This is a genomic window from Bradyrhizobium sp. 45, assembly GCF_023073155.1.
In the GTDB taxonomy this organism is placed as follows: Bacteria; Pseudomonadota; Alphaproteobacteria; order Rhizobiales; family Xanthobacteraceae; genus Bradyrhizobium; species Bradyrhizobium canariense_D.
Genome location: NZ_JADPIX010000122.1, coordinates 1,395,274 through 1,411,171 on the forward strand (window position 1 = coordinate 1,395,274; position 15,898 = coordinate 1,411,171).

Here is a 15,898-nt window from a genome sequence, read left to right on the forward strand (position 1 = left end):
AAGAAAAGGGCGGTCCGCTTGCGCGATCCGCCCTTTGAAATCCGGTCTGTCGCCTCACGCCTAGAGCGTGCAGCGGCGCTCCGCGCGCAGCTTGATCTGGAGCTCCGAGGCGGCCGTGAAGGTCGGGAGCGGCTTGCTGACGACCTTGTAGGTCGACACGCCCCACTGGAACGGCTTGTACTTGAGGTCCTCGTTCCAGACCTGGCAAATGCCGGTGTTGTCCCAGCGGATCACGTAATAGCCGACTGCCGCAGAGGCCGGCACGGCGAACACGGAGGTGGCGATGCCGGCAACGGCACAAAGGGCGAGAACGCGACGCATGAAATATCTCCTGATGGGAACGTGAGAGAAAACTGGTGCGGCAAATCTGCGTGGCTGGCAAGCGGGGCGGCGACCGTTCACGGATATGTCAGCCGTTGGTCGGCTGTTCGGACGACCCTTATCCCTTGACTATCGCCTGACGATCACACGTCTAACTCTTGGCCAGCGACGCCACCGCCTCGATCTCGATCAGCATCTTCGGATCGGGCAGTGCGTGGATCACGCAGGTGGTGCGGGCAGGGTAGGGCGGCGGGCCGAAGGCGCCGGCATAGAGCGCGTTCATGGCGGCGACGTCGGAGGCGCGGGTCAGCAGCACGTTGACCTTGACGAGATCGCGGATCTCGGCGCCGGCCTCCGCCAGCACGCGCTTGATGTTGATGGCGACATTGGCGAACTGCGCCTCGAAGCCGTCGGGCAGCGCGCCGTTCGCGTCGAAGCCGGGAATGCCGGAGACGAACAGGAGATCGCCTGCGCGCGTGGCAAAGGACAGCGGCGGCGCCTTGACGTGCGGCGGGGGCGCGAAATGCTGGATCGGCATGGGATCACCTCGGATGGAGGGCTGGAAGCGCAAGCGTAGCGGCAGCTCGGGGCGCCTCCAACAAAAAACGCGAAAACAACCCCATGCACAGTAGGCATCTAGCAGGAATCATTGAGCTTTCTTTTTCACTTCGGGAAAAACAAAATAATCGTTGCTCCGTCGGGCAAAACAGGGGCAGAATGGCATGATGGCGGGTGAGCGTCTTGTCGCGCCAAACTCCGCCGTCATGCCCCGGCTCGACCGGGGCATCCAGTACGCCGCGGTTTCGGTTCACTATCGCTCTCTCTGGAATACTGGATCGCCCGGTTGAACCGGGCGATGACAGTTGGGTGTGTTGCTACAGACCGCGACTCGCGCCCATCCCATCATGTTGCCGCCCCGATCCATCGGATAGATTCCGCTCGTTCGATTCGTTTCCCTCCTTGAAGAATAGCCCCCGGAGACTCCCATGAAGTTCGCATCCACCCTCCGCGCCGCGCTGGTCGGCATTGCCGCGCTTGCCGGCCTCTCGACCTCGGCTCTGGCCGACGGCGGCACCGTGGTGCTGACGATCTACAAGGCGGGCTGGATCATCGGCGGCTCCGGCGGCTCGGGCGTGCTGAACTTCCGCGGCCGCGCCTATTCGCTCTCGACCGGCGGGCTCGACTACGGCCTCGTCTTCGGCGGCTCCAAGACCGTGCTGCGCGGCCGCGTCTCCAACATCAACCGGCCCTCCGACATCGCCGGCGTCTATGGCGCCGCCGGTGCGGGCATCGCAGTGGGCCGCGGCGCGCGTGCGATCGTGCTGACCAACCAGAAGGGCGCCGTGCTCGAGCTGTCCGGCACGCAGGTCGGCCTGATGGCGAATGCGGATCTGAGCGGGCTTGCGATCACGCTGCGGTAAGGCCGATGTCGTAGGGGGAAATGGGGCGCAAGCGCCGCGCCCACCATCTCTTCCCGACAATTCCGGCCGGGGTCGCTATACTCACGATCCCAGTGACCTCGGCAAGATGGGGATCCCATGGCGAGAGAGTTGGACGGCAAGGTGGCGGCCGTGACCGGGGCTGCGTCGGGCATCGGATTGGCCAGCACCGAGGCGATGCTGGCCGCCGGCGCGCGCGTGGTGATGGTCGACCGCGATGAGGCCGCGCTGAAGGCGCTCCGCGACAAGCACGGCGACGCGGTGATCCCGCTGCTCATCGATCTGCTGGACCCAAAAGACTGTGCAACGGTGCTGCCGCGCGTTCTGGAGCAGGCCGGCCAGCTCGATATCCTGCATGCGAATGCCGGGACGTATGTCGGTGGCGATCTGGTCGATGCCGACACCATGGCGATCGACCGGATGCTGAACCTGAATGTCAACGTCGTGATGAAGAACGTACACGACGTGCTGCCGCACATGATCGCGCGCGGGACCGGCGACATCATCGTCACGAGCTCGCTGGCGGCGCATTTTCCCACGCCATGGGAGCCGGTCTATGCGTCGTCCAAATGGGCGGTGAACTGCTTCGTCCAGACGGTGCGGCGCCAGGTCTTCAAGCACGGCATCCGCGTCGGCTCGATTTCGCCCGGTCCGGTCGTCAGCGCCTTGCTCGCGGACTGGCCGCCGGAGAAGCTGAAGGAAGCCAGGGACTCGGGAAGCCTGCTGGAGGCCGGCGACGTGGCTGAGGTCGTGATGTTCATGCTGACGCGGCCGCGCGGCATGACCATCCGCGACGTGGTGATGCTGCCGACCAATTTCGATCTTTAGGGCGCCAAGCGTGCCCCGGTGAACACCGCCAATTGCGCATCGAACGCCCGCCTGAACGCGGGCCGCGCTTCGCCGCGAGCCACATAGACGGCGATATCTGGATATTCGTCCAGCATGCCTGATGCGTTCAACCTGCGCAGCACTGTCACCATCATGAGGTCGCCGGCGCTGAACGCGCCGTCGAGCCAGTCGGCATCGCCGAGGCGACGGGCCAATTCGCCGAGCCTGACATGGACGCGATCCTGCAGCATGGGCAGCCGCTCCGCGTACCAGCTCTTGTCGCGCTCGAACAGCATGGCCATCCCGAGCTCGACGATCGGCGGCTCCAGCGTGCTCAGCGCAGCAAACATCCAGGCGATCGCGCGGGCCCGGGCGTGCGGCTCCGTCGGCAGCAGCCCGGCGTGACGCTCGGCGATATGGAGCACGATCGCGCCGGACTCGAACAGGGCGAGATCGCCGTGCTCGTAGGTCGGAATCTGCCCGAATGGATGCAGGGCGAGATGCGCGGGTTCTTTCATCGCTTGGAACGAAACCAGACGCACGTCGTAAGGCTGGCCGACCTCTTCGAGCGCCCAGCGCACCCGCATGTCGCGGGCTTGCCCCTTGCCGCGGTCGGGCGAGCTTTCGAAGGCGGTGATGGTGGGGGGCATCGGGAGGGGCTCCGGGGTTGATCGCGTTTTGCGTTCGGAGGACGAATGGAATGAGTGGATTCCGACAGGTTAATGCGTTTTCGTGGACCCCGTAGGCCGCATGAGCGATAGCGATATGCGGGGCAGCTGCCGGCCCCGGATGTCGCTGTCGCTCATCCGGGCTACAAGAAAATCCCGCCGCCGCTGTCGGAACGTCCCTACCTGCCACGTCCTTGGAACATCGGCGCGCCGCCGCGCGCCCGCCCGAGGCGAAAGGATATCCGTTCATGACCTCCATCACGCCGTTTCTCTGGTTCGACAACAACGTGCCGGCGGCCGTCGCCTTCTACAAATCGGTGTTTCCCAACGCCAAGGTTGAGACCGTCAGCGACTTCATGGCGGTGTTCGAGCTCGAAGGCCAGCGCTTCAACGCGCTCAACGGGGGCCCGCAATACAAGTTCAACGAAGCGGTGTCGTTCTTCATCAGCGTGGAGACGCAAGCGGAAGTCGATTATTTCTGGGACAGGCTCACCGCCGACGGCGGCGAAGAATCCCGCTGCGGCTGGCTCAAGGACAGGTTCGGGCTGTCCTGGCAGGTGATCCCATCAGCGCTCGGCCGCTACCTCGGCGACCCCGACCGCAGCAAGGCGAACCGCGTCATGCAGGCGATGATGCAGATGAGAAAGATCGTGATTGCGGATTTGGATAGGGCGTATGCTGGGTGAGGCAGGTGCCCGTGCCCCGGACGCAGCGCATCGCGCCGCTCTTCGCGGCGTGGTGCGCTGCAGAGCCGGGGCCCATGCCGCATCCGTGCCGGAGCTTCTGGGTCCCGGGTCTGCGCTTCGCTTGCCCGGGACACGCGAGCAGGCCAAAGCGGGGACACTCTCGACTATTCCGTTGCAGCGATCCACGCCGCAAGCTCGCGCCACGGCTCCAGCGTCCAATGCCCGGACGCCGCGCCGGACGGCGAGGGCAGCACGGACATCTCGGGCAGACTCTCATCCCGCAGCTGCCGCCCCAGCGCAATCCCGCTTGACGGCCTGCCATAAAACAAGCTCGCCGCCTTCTTGCTCGTGAACGCAATTGTCCTTGGCTGATACTTTTCGATCTTGGCCCTGAACCCCGGCACGTCGATCGTCTCCGCCGCGATCTGGTGATCCATCCCGGCGCCCGATTTGGAAAGATCGGTGAAGCCGATCCCGAGATCGAGCAAGCTTGCGAACTGGCCCGGCTGATAGCGCCGCGGCGTGATCCCGGCCTCATGAATCGCGCGCCAGAAGCGGTTTCCGGGATGGGCGTAATAGTGCCCGAGCTCGGCCGACCGCGTCGAGGCGGCGGTGCCGACGAAGACGAGACGGAGGTTGGGAAGGAGCTGGTCGGGGAGGCGGTGAGGGGATGTATCCGGCACGTCAATTATCCGCGGCTGTAGCCCGCATGAACGGAGTGATATGCGGGGCGGCAAAGACCCGGATGTCGCTGCGCTCATCCGGGCTACGCTTGCCCGCGCTAGTCCGATTTGCGCGTCACACGCACCGCCCGAGCCGCATCTAACTCATAAACTCCGTCGGTGCAGTGGTCTGTCAAAAGATCGAGGCTGAATGATACCCAAGAGTCTCCAATTGCAGACCATGCTTCGCCGGTAAGTTTGGTTTCGTGGACATTGATACTGCGGAAGCTATCCCACGAAATCCGCGGACTAATCCATCACAGGTCATCTGACCGAACCGCGCTAAAATCGACCAACCCTTGGAAAACCACCAGTCCAAGAGCCGGTACCGCAATCACTTGTCCGGTGTCACTTGCAATGCGATCTCGAATGGCGTGGTGTTCCGGATCGATAATGCAAGTATCGCCACACGCGACAACGATCACGTCCCTTCCGTTGGGATGATCGAGCACAGTGGTGCAATCGAAGATGCCTCCCACGAAATTGCCGATCCATGGATCGGAACCCTTGGGATAGAAGCGGACAACCAAACCTTCCCGAAATTCGCGCTCACCGTGTCCGGTCAAAGAGATGGCCGGAGGTCCGTACGGTGGTAGTCCTGGTAGTATTTCAGACCGCATGGGCCGTTCGCATTGCGTTTCCAACTTTGGGGGCGACGATCGTCGCCCCCAAAGTTCGCACGGGCCCGCTCACAACACCCGATTGCTCTCCTTCACCTTCTCCGCATCCAGATACAAGTTCTCGCCCATCTCCTTGAACTTCGCGCTCATCTTAGCCATGCCGTCCTCGGCGGTGCCGCTCATCGACATGCCCACGCCGTTCGGGTCGTTCAGCGTCGCGGCGTAGTCGCGGACGTCCTGCGTGATCTTCATCGAGCAGAATTTTGGGCCGCACATCGAGCAGAAATGCGCGACCTTGTGGGCTTCCTTCGGCAGGGTCTCGTCGTGGAAGTTCTTGGCGGTCTCGGGGTCGAGGCCGAGGTTGAACTGGTCGCTCCAGCGGAAGTCGAAACGGGCGCGGGAGAGCGCGTCGTCGCGCAGCTGGGCTGCCGGGTGACCCTTGGCGAGATCGGAGGCGTGGGCGGCGATCTTGTAGGTGATGACGCCGACCTTGACGTCGTTGCGATCGGGCAGGCCGAGATGCTCCTTCGGCGTGACGTAGCAGAGCATGGCGCAGCCGAACCAGCCGATCATGGCGGCGCCGATGCCCGAGGTGATGTGGTCGTAGCCCGGCGCGATGTCGGTGGTCAGGGGCCCGAGGGTGTAGAACGGCGCTTCGCCGCATTCCTTGAGCTGCTTGTCCATGTTGATCTTGATCTTGTGCATCGGCACGTGGCCGGGGCCTTCGATCATGACCTGGCAGCCCTTGTCCCACGCGATCTTGGTGAGTTCTCCGAGCGTCTCCAATTCGGCGAATTGCGCGCGATCGTTGGCATCGGCGATCGAGCCCGGACGCAGGCCGTCGCCGAGCGAGAACGAGACGTCATACTTGCGCATGAGATCGCAGATCTCGTCGAAATGGGTGTAGAGGAAGCTTTCCTTGTGATGCGCCAGGCACCACTTGGCCATGATCGAGCCGCCGCGCGACACGATGCCGGTGACGCGGTTGGCGGTGAGGTGGATGTATTGCAGGCGCACGCCGGCGTGGATGGTGAAATAGTCGACGCCCTGCTCGCACTGCTCGATCAGCGTGTCCTTGTAGAGCTCCCAGGTCAGCTTGACCGGATCGCCGTCGCACTTCTCCAGCGCCTGATAGATCGGAACGGTGCCGATCGGCACCGGCGCGTTGCGCAAAATCCATTCGCGGGTGGTGTGGATGTTGCGCCCGGTCGAGAGGTCCATCACGGTATCGGCGCCCCAGCGGATCGCCCACACCATCTTCTCAACCTCTTCCTCGACCGATGACGTCACCGCCGAGTTGCCGATATTGGCGTTGATCTTGGTCAGGAAGTTGCGGCCGATGATCATTGGCTCGAGTTCGGCGTGGTTGATGTTGCAGGGGATGATGGCACGTCCCCGCGCGATCTCGCTGCGGACGAACTCCGGGGTGATGAAGGCGGGCACTTCCGCGCCAAAGCTTTCGCCGTCGGCAAGGGCTGCTTCCGCACGCTCGAGCTGCTCCTTGCGGCCGAGATTTTCGCGTGCCGCGACGTAGATCATCTCCTTGGTGATGATGCCGGCACGGGCGAATTCGAGCTGCGTAATCTTGTGGCCGTCGCGGCCGCGCAGCGGCTGGTGATAGGCCGAGAAGGCGCGCGCGGCCTTGTCGGTGGAGACGCTGCCATTGTCCTCCGGCTTGATCTGCCGGCCCTGATATTCCTCGACGCCGCCGCGCTCCAGCACCCAGGCCTTGCGGCCGCGCGCCAGACCGGCGTTGACGTCGATGGTCACGCTAGGGTCGGTGTAGGGGCCGGAGGTGTCGTACACCGGCAGGTTCGGTTCGCCGGCGCCTTCGGACAGGATGATCTCGCGCAGCGGCACGCGCAGGTCGGGCGCGGCATCGGGCGAGGCGAAGATTTTTCGCGACGAGGGCAGCGGGCCGGTGGTGACGGCGGGGACGGTCTTGTCGGGATTGGAGCGGATGTTCATGGGATCCTCCGGTTTAATTCGTTGATGTCGCTATGCGAGAGGCAAATTCGGCTGTCATCCCCGCCTAGTGCGCAATTGCGCACGGGAGCGGGGATCCAGTACTCCGAGACGGTGCGGCTCAAGCCGAGAAGCCGCGGCGTACTGGATCGCCCGGTCGAGCCGGGCGATGACAGTGGCGTGCGGGGTGAGAGAGTGAGGCGCATCACGCCGCCTCCGCGGACAGGCCGAGCCATTGCCGCACCCGCGCATCCGGGTCGGCATTCTGGGTGACGTCGCTGACGACGGCGATGGAATCCGCGCCCGCGGCAAAGATCTCCGCGGCGTGCTCGAACTTGATGCCGCCGATCGCGACCAGCGGGATGTGGCCTACGCGCTTCTTCCATTCCGTGATCTTCGGAATGCCCTGCGGTTCGAAACGCATCGATTTGAGCGTGGTGAAGAAGATCGGGCCCAGCGCGACATAGTCGGGCTCGGCGGCAAGCGCGGTGTCCAGCTCCGCATCGTCGTGGGTGGAGACGCCGAGCGACAAGCCGGCCTCGCGGATGGCAGCGAGGTCGGCGTCGGCAAGGTCCTCCTGGCCGAGATGCAGATATTTTGCGCCGGCGACGATCGCCGCGCGCCAATAGTCGTTGACGACGAGCTTGGCTTGCGTGCCCGCGGTGATCGCCAGCGCGTCGGTGACCATCTGCAGCGATTGCGAGTCGTCGAGGTCCTTTGCGCGCAGCTGGATGGTGCCGACGCCGAGCTTGGTCAGGCGCTCGACCCAGGCGAGGCTGTCGACGACGGGATAAAAGCGATCAGGATACGGCATGCCAGAACGGTGTCCCAACGACAGGGGTGGAAGGGGAGGCGAAATCGCGGGCGTTCATCAGCCCGGCCTCAAAAGCGGTGCGGCCGGCCTCGACGCCGAGGCGGAAGGCGTTGGCCATCGCGACGGGATCGGCGGCCTTGGCGATGGCGGTGTTGAGCAGCACGGCGTCGTAGCCGAGTTCGAGCGCCGCGGCCGCATGCGACGGCGCGCCGATGCCGGCGTCGACCACCAGCGTGATATCGGGCAGCCGCTCGCGCATCAGCTTGAGCGCGTCACGGTTGGTGATGCCTTTTGCGCTGCCGATCGGCGCCGCCCACGGCATCACCACCTTGCAGCCGGCATCGACCAGGCGGTTCGCGATCGAGAGATCCTCGGTGCAATAGGGGAACACCTCAAAACCGTCCTTGATCAGGATGGTCGCGGCTTCGACCAGGCCGACCACGTCGGGCTGCAGCGTGTCGTTGTCGGCGATGACTTCGAGCTTGATCCAGGATGTGCCGAACAATTCGCGCGCGAGCTTGGCCGTCGTCACCGCCTCGCGCACGCTGCGGCAGCCGGCGGTGTTCGGCAGCACCGTGACGTCGAGCTCGCGGATCAGATTCCAGAACGCATCGCCGGTCTTGCCGCCGGCGGATTCGCGCCGCAGCGACACCGTGACGATGTTCGAGCCCGAGGCGCGGATCGCCGACTGCATGATCGCAGGCGAGGGATAGAGCGCGCTGCCGATCAGGAGGCGGGAGGGGAAGGTTTTGCCGTAGAAGGTCACCATGGGGTGTCTCTCCAAATGACACTGTCATCCCCGCCTAGTGCGCAAATTGCGCACGGGGGGCGGGGATCCAGTATTCCAGAGGCGGTGCGGTTAGAACCGAGACGCCGCGGCGTACTGGATCGCCCGGTCAAGCCGGGCGATGACAGCTGAGTGTTCGGCGAGCGCGCCATCATCATCACCCTCCCTGCCGCGGCGTGATGATCTCGATCTCGTCGCCGGGCTTCAGCGCCGTCTCGGCCCAGCGGCTCTTCGGCACGACGTCGTAGTTGAGCGCGATCGCGAAATGGGTGCCCTCGTAGTCGAGCTCGCTGAGCAGCGCGTCGACGCTGGCCGAATTCACCTCGCGCTGCTCGCCGTTCACGATCACGCGCATTGCATCACCTCATTGTCGATCTGGCCGCGCTCGACAAAGCCAAGCGTCAGCTCGGCCAGCGCCGGGGCGATCAGGAAGCCGTGACGGTAGAGGCCGTTCACGCTGATCGTGTTGCCGCGAATGCCGATGCGCGGCAGATTGTCGGGAAAAGCGGGGCGCAGGCCGGAGCCGAATTCGACGATGCGGGCCTCGCCGAAGGCGGGATGCACGGCATAGGCCGCGCCCAACAGCTCCAGCGCCGAGCGGACGCTGACGCCGGTGTCCTCGGCCTCGATCGAGGTCGCGCCGAGCATGAACAGATTGTCCTCGCGCGGGATCACATAGAGCGGCCAGCGCGGATGGATCAGCCGCACCGGCCGCGCAAGCTGCACCTCGCTGGTCTCGATCAGGATCATCTCGCCCTTGACGCCGCGCAAGCCGGGCTGCTCGTCGCGCGCAGCAAGGCCGCGGCAGTCGATCACGATGCCTTCAGGATCAAGTTTTGCGAGTTCGGCCGCGGCGACGTCGCTTTCGAACTTGATGGTGCCGCCGGCGGCGCGGATGCGCTCGTGCAGTTTCGGGAGCACGCGGCGCGGCTCGACATGGCCCTCGGTCGGAAAGAACAGCGCGTCGCGGAAGCGGCCTTCGAGCGAGGGCTCGAGCTCGGCAAGGCCGGCGGCATCGAGCCGGCGATGGCCCTCGGTCATCCGGGCAAAACGCTCGAAGTCGCTGCGCTCGCGCGGGTGGGCGACGACCAGCGAGCCGTTGAAGGGCGTGTCGGGCAGCTCGCGCCGCCAGATGTCGAGCGAGCGCAGGCCGAGCCTGGAGATGATCGGTTCGGAAACTTCCGCCTCGCAATAGGGCGCGAGCATGCCGCCGGCCCAATGGCTGGTGGCATCGGTCATGTCGGCGTCACCGCGCTCGTGCAAGGTGACGGCGTGGCCGGCCTGCGCGAACAGCAAGGCCTGCCAGGCGCCTGCGATGCCTGCGCCGATGATGGATACCGGGGAATCCGGTCGCTTGGTCGTCTGCAACATCCCTGTCCCTTCGCCGGCATGACCCGGATCAGGTTCAAAGGGTCACCGCGGTCCTGGGCGGATTTGCCCATTTAGCGGTATCTCAGCTCCTCCTCGGAGCACCCCTCGGAACGGCTCTAATGTATGCCAGCAGGGCAGGGTGGTCAACGCGCTTGGGCGGGAACCGCGCTTACCTGGGCGCCTGCGCCCGGGCGTTGCGGACGCGCTGGGCGAGCTTCCTGTGCGGCGCGGCGCCGAATATCGGCTGCGGATTGCCGTTCGGCTCGAGCCAAGGGGCGCCCATATTGGCCTCGCTCGTATTGGCGACCTGCACGGCCTCCTGCCGCTGCCGCTTTGCGGCGTAGTAATAGCCGCCGGCGAAATAACGCACGGCGCGGGCGTGATCGCCATTGGCGGCGTGATAGGCGCCGGCGAGATATTTCACGGCATAGGTGAGGTTGGTATTGGGATCGCGCAGGCCGGCGGCGTCGCCGGTGTAGCCGACCCCGCGCGCGGTCGCGAGCTTGATCTGCATCAGCCCGATGGTGCCGCCATGGCCGACCAGGCCGGGCTGATAGCGGCTTTCGCGCATGATGACGCGATGCACCAGCGCCTCCGGCACGCCGTTGGCGCGGGCATGGGCCGCGACCATCTCGGCGTACTCCGCTTGGCCCGCGAATGCGGCCTGTGGCAACGTCAGTCCGGCCGCGAGCAGCGCGGCGACATGTAAAATTTTCATCAAATGTTCCTCGGCACCGCTCACCTGCGCCCGCTCGCGTTAGGCCCCGCGAACGCGGCGATGATGTGGCGAAACGCCTCCGATTACGTTTTTGCAGCGCAGAGCCGTCATTCGGACGCAAGGCCGGCGTAGGGCTTGTCATGCAGACGAAGCCGTCATTCGCGACAGCGGGCCTGTCTATTCGCGTGCGGGCCCGAAAGCGAGTAAGAGAGCGGCGCAAATCGGGAGAGGTGCCATGACAAAAGCAAACGTGGTGAAGGCACACATCGGCGACATTCCCAGGCAAAATCCCTGTGCGCAATGCGGCGCGCCGATCCCCCAACCTGATTGGATCGAGGCGGGCGACGGACGCATCTCCTATCTTTGGACATGCCGTGCTTGCAATTATCGCTTCGAGGCGGTTGCGATTTTTGATGAGGGAGCCGTCGCGCACCCGCCGCTTGCGGCCTGAGGTTTAGTCTTCGGGCCTGATCTTTTCGGAAAACCGCTGCACACTTTGCGCTGGCGCGACCCTTCGGGTCCGGATCATGGCTTAAGCCGCAAGCTGCGGCTGCTGCCGTACCGGCAATTGCATCCGCACGATCGGCCCATGCGGCTCCGGGTCGTGCAGCGACAGCTCGCCGCCGTGGGCGATCGCGATCGCGCGCGCCGCATGAATTTATCCACGAAATCGTGCGCTGCGAAATGTTCCTGAGTGACTTAGGAACAATTGAACGCAGCCCAGATGCTCGCGCAGCACGCGACGAAATTGCAGCACGCGCGGAACTGGGACTGATCCGAGCTGTTTTCTCCGCACAAGTTTTCTGCTGAAGGAGAGGACAATATGTTGATGAAATCGATCGCGGCCGGTCTTGCCGGTACCGCACTGCTCGCAACCGTTGCGTTCGCGCAAAATCCGACCGCCACCACCGACAAGGCGCCGGCTGCCGCGGCGACGACGACCACCACGACCGCGTCGGGACAGTGGCGTACGTCCAAGATGGACGGCATCAAGGTCTATAACGACGCCAATGAGAACATCGGCTCGATCAACGATCTGCTGATGGACAAGAGCGGTAACATCAAGATCGCTGTGATCGGCGTCGGCGGCTTCCTCGGCCTGGGCGAGCATCTGGTTGCGGTGCCCTTTGAGAAGCTGAAATTCGTCAACGAGGCGGTTGCCTACACCGGCGCTGCCGGGAACAACCCGAACAGCGCAGCCAACCGGCCCGCGGCGACTACCACGACGGGTGCCGCGACCGGCACCGACAACAAGCCCGCGACGACAACGACGGCCACGTCCGCGTCGAAATGGTATCCGGACCACGCCGTGTTCAATGCGAGCAAGGACGAGCTGAAGAACATGCCCGAGTTCAAATACTCGGAGTAACGCGGCTCTGAACGGCTAAACGAAGCGCGCCCGGTTTTTGCCGGGCGCGCTGTCGTGCTCTTCCCAACCTCTCCCCGCAAGCGGGAAGAGGGAGAAGAACTTCAGTGCGTCACCAGCGGGCAGCCGCCCTTGTCGAGCGGACGGAAGGCCTCGTCGCCGGGCACGGTGGCGATCAGCTTGTAGAGGTCCCACTCGCCCTTGGAGTCCTCGGGCTTCTTGACCTCGAACAGATACATGTCGTGGACCATGCGGCCGTCGATGCGGATCTTGCCGTTCTTGGCGAAGAAGTCGTTGACCGGTGTCTTGCGCATCTGCTCCATCACCTTCGGTGCCTCGTCGGTCTTGATGGCGTCGATCGCCTTCAGGTAATGCATGGTCGCGGAATAGAGCCCCGCCTGGATCATGGTCGGCATGTGACCGACCTTCTCGTTGAAGCGCTTGGAGAAGGCGCGCGTCTCCTCGTTGGTGTCCCAGTAGAACGCGTCGGTGATGATCAGGCCTTGCGTCGACTTGATGCCGAGCGAATGAACGTCGGTGATCTCCATGAGCAAGGCGATCATCTTCTGGCCGCCCTCCGTCAGGCCGAACTCGGCCGCCTGTTTCAGCGCATTGGTGGTGTCGCCGCCGGCATTGGCCAGTGCGACCACCTTGGCCTTGGAGGCCTGGGCCTGGAGCAGGAAGGAGGAGAAGTCCGACGAGTTGAGCGGATGGCGGACCTCGCCGAGCACCTTGCCGCCGCTCTCCTTGACGACGTTGGCGGCGTCGCGCTGCAGCGCCATGCCGAAGGCGTAGTCGGCGGTGACGAAGAACCAGGTGTCCTCGCCGCGCTTGACCATCGCCTTGCCGGCGACGTTCGACAGCGCATAGGTGTCGTAGGTCCAGTGCACCGTGTTGGGCGAGCAGGCGACGCCCGTGATATCGGATGAGCCGCCGCCGGAATTGATGTGGATCTTGTTCTTCTCGCGCGTCAACGCCGAGATCGGCAGCGCCACCGACGAGGTCGGCACGTCGAAGATCGCGTCGACCTTGTCGTTGTCGTACCAGTTGCGGGCGATGTTGACGCCGACGTCGGGCTTGTTCTGGTGATCGGCGGAGACCACCTGCACGGGCTTGCCCGCGACTTTGGCACCGTAATCGGCGACCGCCATCTCCACGGCGGCGAGCGAGCCCTTGCCGGTCGCGTCCGCATAGAGGCTCGACATGTCCGTGAGCACGCCGATCTTGACGACGTCGTCGGAAATCTGCGCCTGGGCGGCGCCTGACGTGGCGGCGAGCGCGAGACCGGCCGCGATCGCGGCGATGAGCTTTTGCATTTTGTTTCTCCCTCAGCGTTGTTGTTTGGGTTTTGTTGCGGGGACCGTTCTAACGACAATCTGTCCCCGGAGCAAAGCCCGAGAATGCGCGAGGAGGGTTGAGAAATAAGCAGGGCGCGGCAGTGTTTTCACCCTCTCCCCGGGAGAAGGAAGAAGCTCACGCGCTGCTGCCCTTGAGCCGTTCGTTGCGCCGGCGCAGGCCTTCCAGGGTGGCGAGCAGGATGACCGAGACCGTCGTCAGGATCACCGCTGCCGCCGTGATGGTCGGGCTGATGTTCTCGCGGATGCCGCTGAACATCTCGCGCGGCAGGGTGCGCTGCTCGGGACCTGCCATGAACAGCACGATCACCACCTCATCGAAGCTGGTCGCGAAGGCGAACAGGGCCCCCGATGCCACGCCGGGCAGGATCAGCGGCAGGATCACGCGGCGGAAGGCGTCAAGCGGCGAGGCACCGAGCGAGGCGGCAGCGCGGGCCAGATTGGTGTCGAAGCTCTGCAGCGTCGCGCCGACCGTGATGACGACGAAGGGCGTCGCCAGCGCGGTGTGGGCCAGGATCAAGCCGAGATAGCTGCCGGTCAATCCGATCGGCGCGAAGAAGAAATAGAGACCGACCGCGGTGATGACCCCGGGCACGACGACCGGCGACAGCACGAAGGCCAGCACGAGCGGCTTGAACCGGCTCTTCCACTGCGCCAGCCCTAACGCCGCCAGCGTGCCGAGCACCATCGACAGCAGGGTCGAGGCGACACCGATGATCATGCTGTTCTTCAGCGAATTCATCCAGCGCGGCGAATTGATGAAGTCGTCGTACCAGCGCAGCGAGAGGCCCGGCAGCGGATAGGTGAGGTACGAGCCCGAGCTGAACGACAGCGGCATGATCGCAAGGATCGGCGCAATCAGGAAGATGAACACCAGCGTGGAGATCACGATGGTCGCGGTCCACGCAATGCGCTGGCTCGGCGTGCGGATGGAGGAATTGTCGCTCAATTCTTCATCCCTCCCGTGACCTGCTGTCCCTGCACCAGCTTTCCGTAGACGAGCGCGAGCAGAATAGTGGCGAGCAGCAGCACCGCACCCAGTGCCGAAGCAAGGCCCCAATTGGCCGTCTCGGTCGTGTAGAGCGCGATGAAGTAGCTGATCATCTGATCGGCGGCGCCCCCGACGAGTGCTGGCGTGATGTAATAGCCGAGCGCCAGGATGAAGACGAGCAGGCTTCCCGCGCCGATGCCGGGCAGCGTCTGAGGCAGGTAGATCCGCAGGAAGGCGGTGAGCGGCGGCGCGCCGAGCGAGGCGGCGGCACGCATGTAAGCAGGCGAGATCGCCTTCATGCTGCTGTACAGCGGCAGGATCATGAACGGCAGGAGAACGTGGGTCATGGCCACGCAGACACCAAAGCGGTTGTAGATCAGGCGCAATGGCTCGTCGATGATGCCAAGCCAGAGCAGGCTGTCGTTCACGACGCCTTTGCCCTGCAACAGAACGATCCAGGCGCAGGTGCGGACCAGAAGCGACGTCCAGAACGGCAGCAGGACGAAGATCATCAGCAAATTCGACCGGCCGGGCGGCAGCGCCGCCAGCAGGTAGGCGACCGGGAAGCCAAGGATCAGGCACAGCACCGTGACACTGAGGCTGATGAGGAAGGTGCGGACGAAAACGTCGCGGTAGATGGCCTGATCGGGCGGAGCTGCGACAATCGCGCCGTCCACGTTCCGCGTCAGATCGAGCGCCGACAAAAGATAGAAGCCGGTCACGGGGCCACTGGCGTCCTTGATCGTGGTCCAGGTGGCGCGTTCGCGCCAGGCCGGGTTGATCTTGCCCAGCGTCTCCCTCGCCGTGCCGGGCTCGGGCGCAGTCTTCAGATTGCGTGCGGTGCTGGTCAGGATCGTGCGGAAGCCGTTCAGTGCGTAGTTGAGCCGCTTGGCCGCAATCGCAATGGTGCCGGAATCGCGCGCCGCCATGATGTCGCCCGCCAGCGCCGCGTAGGCCTTTTCGTCCGGCAGATCCCTGCCGTCCCAACTGGCGAGAGCCGCGATGGTCTGAGGCAGAACCAGACGCACCTCGCGGTCATCGACGGCACGCCACAGCATGCCGGCGATGGGCCCAGCGAAGGTGAAGAGCAGGAAGACGAGAAGCGGCAGAACCAGCGCCAATGCTTTGACCTGGCGTGCTCGCTCCGCCCGCCGCAATCGGCGCTTGAGCGGCACCTCGGTCGGGCCATGGGCGCCGGTCAAGAGCGCATCCGTCATTGGTCTAACCTTGGGTCGAGCTTTGTGGGG

The 15,898-nt window shown here is 64.5% G+C and carries 19 protein-coding genes and 1 riboswitch; of the genes, 5 read left to right on the forward strand and 14 right to left on the reverse strand.

All coding sequences use genetic code 11. The features are described 5' to 3' along the window. Positions 1 to 60: 60 nt before the first annotated feature. Both IVB42_RS27095 and IVB42_RS27100 read right to left on the reverse strand, forming a co-directional pair. The gene (locus IVB42_RS27095) at positions 61 to 321 is read right to left on the reverse strand and encodes a hypothetical protein (RefSeq protein WP_007613673.1); all 261 of its coding nucleotides are present in this window, start codon (positions 319 to 321) and stop codon (positions 61 to 63) included. Positions 322 to 472: 151 nt separating this feature from the next. Then, the gene (locus IVB42_RS27100) at positions 473 to 859 is read right to left on the reverse strand and encodes a RidA family protein (protein WP_247294963.1); all 387 of its coding nucleotides are present in this window, start codon (positions 857 to 859) and stop codon (positions 473 to 475) included. A gap of 448 nt (positions 860 to 1,307) precedes the next feature. Between IVB42_RS27100 and IVB42_RS27105 the strand changes: the two genes are divergently transcribed. Continuing rightward, on the forward strand, positions 1,308 to 1,742 hold the full coding sequence (locus tag IVB42_RS27105) for a hypothetical protein (RefSeq protein WP_018454147.1): 435 nt from the start codon (positions 1,308 to 1,310) through the stop codon (positions 1,740 to 1,742). A gap of 117 nt (positions 1,743 to 1,859) precedes the next feature. After that, positions 1,860 to 2,588 (forward strand): SDR family oxidoreductase, encoded by a 729-nt coding sequence (locus IVB42_RS27110; protein WP_085351856.1) that lies wholly within the window; start codon positions 1,860 to 1,862, stop codon positions 2,586 to 2,588. Here the strand turns inward: IVB42_RS27110 and IVB42_RS27115 are convergent. Then, positions 2,585 to 3,238, reverse strand: coding sequence for a glutathione S-transferase family protein (locus IVB42_RS27115; RefSeq protein ID WP_247294961.1), 654 nt, complete (start codon positions 3,236 to 3,238; stop codon positions 2,585 to 2,587). The genes IVB42_RS27110 and IVB42_RS27115 overlap by 4 nt on opposite strands. Positions 3,239 to 3,504: 266 nt before the next feature. Here IVB42_RS27115 and IVB42_RS27120 point away from each other — a divergent pair, with 266 nt between their 5' ends. After that, the gene (locus IVB42_RS27120; protein ID WP_085349134.1) at positions 3,505 to 3,942 is read left to right on the forward strand and encodes a VOC family protein; all 438 of its coding nucleotides are present in this window, start codon (positions 3,505 to 3,507) and stop codon (positions 3,940 to 3,942) included. Positions 3,943 to 4,106: 164 nt separating this feature from the next. Here the strand turns inward: IVB42_RS27120 and IVB42_RS27125 are convergent, their stop codons facing one another. From IVB42_RS27125 to IVB42_RS27160, 8 genes are all read right to left on the reverse strand, one after another. Then, positions 4,107 to 4,625 carry a mismatch-specific DNA-glycosylase gene (locus tag IVB42_RS27125; protein WP_247471363.1) on the reverse strand — a complete coding sequence of 173 codons (519 nt, stop codon included), beginning with the start codon at positions 4,623 to 4,625 and terminating at the stop codon, positions 4,107 to 4,109. A gap of 296 nt (positions 4,626 to 4,921) precedes the next feature. After that, positions 4,922 to 5,230: a hypothetical protein gene (locus IVB42_RS27130; protein WP_247294958.1), complete on the reverse strand. Its 309-nt coding sequence runs from the start codon at positions 5,228 to 5,230 to the stop codon at positions 4,922 to 4,924. 123 nt (positions 5,231 to 5,353) lie between these two features. Then, the gene (thiC, locus tag IVB42_RS27135; RefSeq protein ID WP_247294956.1) at positions 5,354 to 7,252 is read right to left on the reverse strand and encodes a phosphomethylpyrimidine synthase ThiC; all 1,899 of its coding nucleotides are present in this window, start codon (positions 7,250 to 7,252) and stop codon (positions 5,354 to 5,356) included. A gap of 202 nt (positions 7,253 to 7,454) precedes the next feature. Further along, positions 7,455 to 8,063 (reverse strand): thiamine phosphate synthase, encoded by a 609-nt coding sequence (locus IVB42_RS27140; RefSeq protein WP_085349131.1) that lies wholly within the window; start codon positions 8,061 to 8,063, stop codon positions 7,455 to 7,457. Beyond that, positions 8,050 to 8,832 (reverse strand): thiazole synthase, encoded by a 783-nt coding sequence (locus IVB42_RS27145; protein WP_247361152.1) that lies wholly within the window; start codon positions 8,830 to 8,832, stop codon positions 8,050 to 8,052. Before IVB42_RS27145 ends, IVB42_RS27140 begins: the two co-directional genes overlap by 14 nt. 175 nt (positions 8,833 to 9,007) lie before the next feature. Then, on the reverse strand, positions 9,008 to 9,205 hold the full coding sequence (thiS, locus tag IVB42_RS27150) for a sulfur carrier protein ThiS (protein WP_085349129.1): 198 nt from the start codon (positions 9,203 to 9,205) through the stop codon (positions 9,008 to 9,010). Further along, complete coding sequence (locus tag IVB42_RS27155) at positions 9,196 to 10,221, reverse strand: FAD-dependent oxidoreductase (RefSeq protein WP_247294948.1); 1,026 nt, start codon at positions 10,219 to 10,221, stop codon at positions 9,196 to 9,198. The genes thiS and IVB42_RS27155 overlap by 10 nt, the downstream gene beginning before the upstream one ends. After that, a riboswitch (TPP riboswitch) is annotated at positions 10,209 to 10,337 on the reverse strand. Its footprint overlaps the gene before it by 13 nt. A gap of 53 nt (positions 10,338 to 10,390) precedes the next feature. After that, positions 10,391 to 10,939 (reverse strand): lytic transglycosylase domain-containing protein, encoded by a 549-nt coding sequence (locus tag IVB42_RS27160; RefSeq protein WP_247294945.1) that lies wholly within the window; start codon positions 10,937 to 10,939, stop codon positions 10,391 to 10,393. Positions 10,940 to 11,174: 235 nt separating this feature from the next. On the opposite strand from IVB42_RS27160, the gene IVB42_RS27165 reads away from it, so the two are divergent. Both IVB42_RS27165 and IVB42_RS27170 read left to right on the forward strand, forming a co-directional pair. After that, positions 11,175 to 11,390: a hypothetical protein gene (locus IVB42_RS27165; RefSeq protein ID WP_018454159.1), complete on the forward strand. Its 216-nt coding sequence runs from the start codon at positions 11,175 to 11,177 to the stop codon at positions 11,388 to 11,390. A 372-nt stretch (positions 11,391 to 11,762) separates the two neighbouring features. Further along, positions 11,763 to 12,308: a PRC-barrel domain-containing protein gene (locus IVB42_RS27170; RefSeq protein ID WP_018454160.1), complete on the forward strand. Its 546-nt coding sequence runs from the start codon at positions 11,763 to 11,765 to the stop codon at positions 12,306 to 12,308. A 101-nt stretch (positions 12,309 to 12,409) separates the two neighbouring features. Here IVB42_RS27170 and IVB42_RS27175 read toward each other — a convergent pair whose 3' ends face one another. The 3 genes from IVB42_RS27175 to IVB42_RS27185 form a co-directional block, all read right to left on the reverse strand. Further along, positions 12,410 to 13,621, reverse strand: a complete 1,212-nt coding sequence (locus IVB42_RS27175) for an ABC transporter substrate-binding protein (RefSeq protein ID WP_018454161.1) — start codon at positions 13,619 to 13,621, stop codon at positions 12,410 to 12,412. 157 nt (positions 13,622 to 13,778) lie between these two features. Further along, positions 13,779 to 14,609 (reverse strand): ABC transporter permease, encoded by an 831-nt coding sequence (locus IVB42_RS27180; protein WP_018454162.1) that lies wholly within the window; start codon positions 14,607 to 14,609, stop codon positions 13,779 to 13,781. After that, entirely contained in the window at positions 14,606 to 15,868 is a 1,263-nt protein-coding gene (locus IVB42_RS27185; RefSeq protein WP_247294943.1) for an ABC transporter permease, read from the reverse strand. The genes IVB42_RS27180 and IVB42_RS27185 overlap by 4 nt, the downstream gene beginning before the upstream one ends. Positions 15,869 to 15,898: the final 30 nt, after the last annotated feature.

What these genes read in the sequence shown, in the direction of transcription:
- IVB42_RS27095 (WP_007613673.1), bottom strand. Translation starts at nt 321, where the DNA reads ATGCGTCGCGTTCTCGCCCTTTGTGCCGTTGCCGGCATCGCCACCTCC.
- IVB42_RS27100 (WP_247294963.1), bottom strand. Translation starts at nt 859, where the DNA reads ATGCCGATCCAGCATTTCGCGCCCCCGCCGCACGTCAAGGCGCCGCCG.
- IVB42_RS27105 (WP_018454147.1), top strand. Translation starts at nt 1,308, where the DNA reads ATGAAGTTCGCATCCACCCTCCGCGCCGCGCTGGTCGGCATTGCCGCG.
- IVB42_RS27110 (WP_085351856.1), top strand. Translation starts at nt 1,860, where the DNA reads ATGGCGAGAGAGTTGGACGGCAAGGTGGCGGCCGTGACCGGGGCTGCG.
- IVB42_RS27115 (WP_247294961.1), bottom strand. Translation starts at nt 3,238, where the DNA reads ATGCCCCCCACCATCACCGCCTTCGAAAGCTCGCCCGACCGCGGCAAG.
- IVB42_RS27120 (WP_085349134.1), top strand. Translation starts at nt 3,505, where the DNA reads ATGACCTCCATCACGCCGTTTCTCTGGTTCGACAACAACGTGCCGGCG.
- thiC (WP_247294956.1), bottom strand. Translation starts at nt 7,252, where the DNA reads ATGAACATCCGCTCCAATCCCGACAAGACCGTCCCCGCCGTCACCACC.
- IVB42_RS27140 (WP_085349131.1), bottom strand. Translation starts at nt 8,063, where the DNA reads ATGCCGTATCCTGATCGCTTTTATCCCGTCGTCGACAGCCTCGCCTGG.
- IVB42_RS27145 (WP_247361152.1), bottom strand. Translation starts at nt 8,832, where the DNA reads ATGGTGACCTTCTACGGCAAAACCTTCCCCTCCCGCCTCCTGATCGGC.
- thiS (WP_085349129.1), bottom strand. Translation starts at nt 9,205, where the DNA reads ATGCGCGTGATCGTGAACGGCGAGCAGCGCGAGGTGAATTCGGCCAGC.
- IVB42_RS27155 (WP_247294948.1), bottom strand. Translation starts at nt 10,221, where the DNA reads ATGTTGCAGACGACCAAGCGACCGGATTCCCCGGTATCCATCATCGGC.
- IVB42_RS27160 (WP_247294945.1), bottom strand. Translation starts at nt 10,939, where the DNA reads ATGAAAATTTTACATGTCGCCGCGCTGCTCGCGGCCGGACTGACGTTG.
- IVB42_RS27165 (WP_018454159.1), top strand. Translation starts at nt 11,175, where the DNA reads ATGACAAAAGCAAACGTGGTGAAGGCACACATCGGCGACATTCCCAGG.
- IVB42_RS27170 (WP_018454160.1), top strand. Translation starts at nt 11,763, where the DNA reads ATGTTGATGAAATCGATCGCGGCCGGTCTTGCCGGTACCGCACTGCTC.
- IVB42_RS27175 (WP_018454161.1), bottom strand. Translation starts at nt 13,621, where the DNA reads ATGCAAAAGCTCATCGCCGCGATCGCGGCCGGTCTCGCGCTCGCCGCC.
- IVB42_RS27185 (WP_247294943.1), bottom strand. Translation starts at nt 15,868, where the DNA reads ATGACGGATGCGCTCTTGACCGGCGCCCATGGCCCGACCGAGGTGCCG.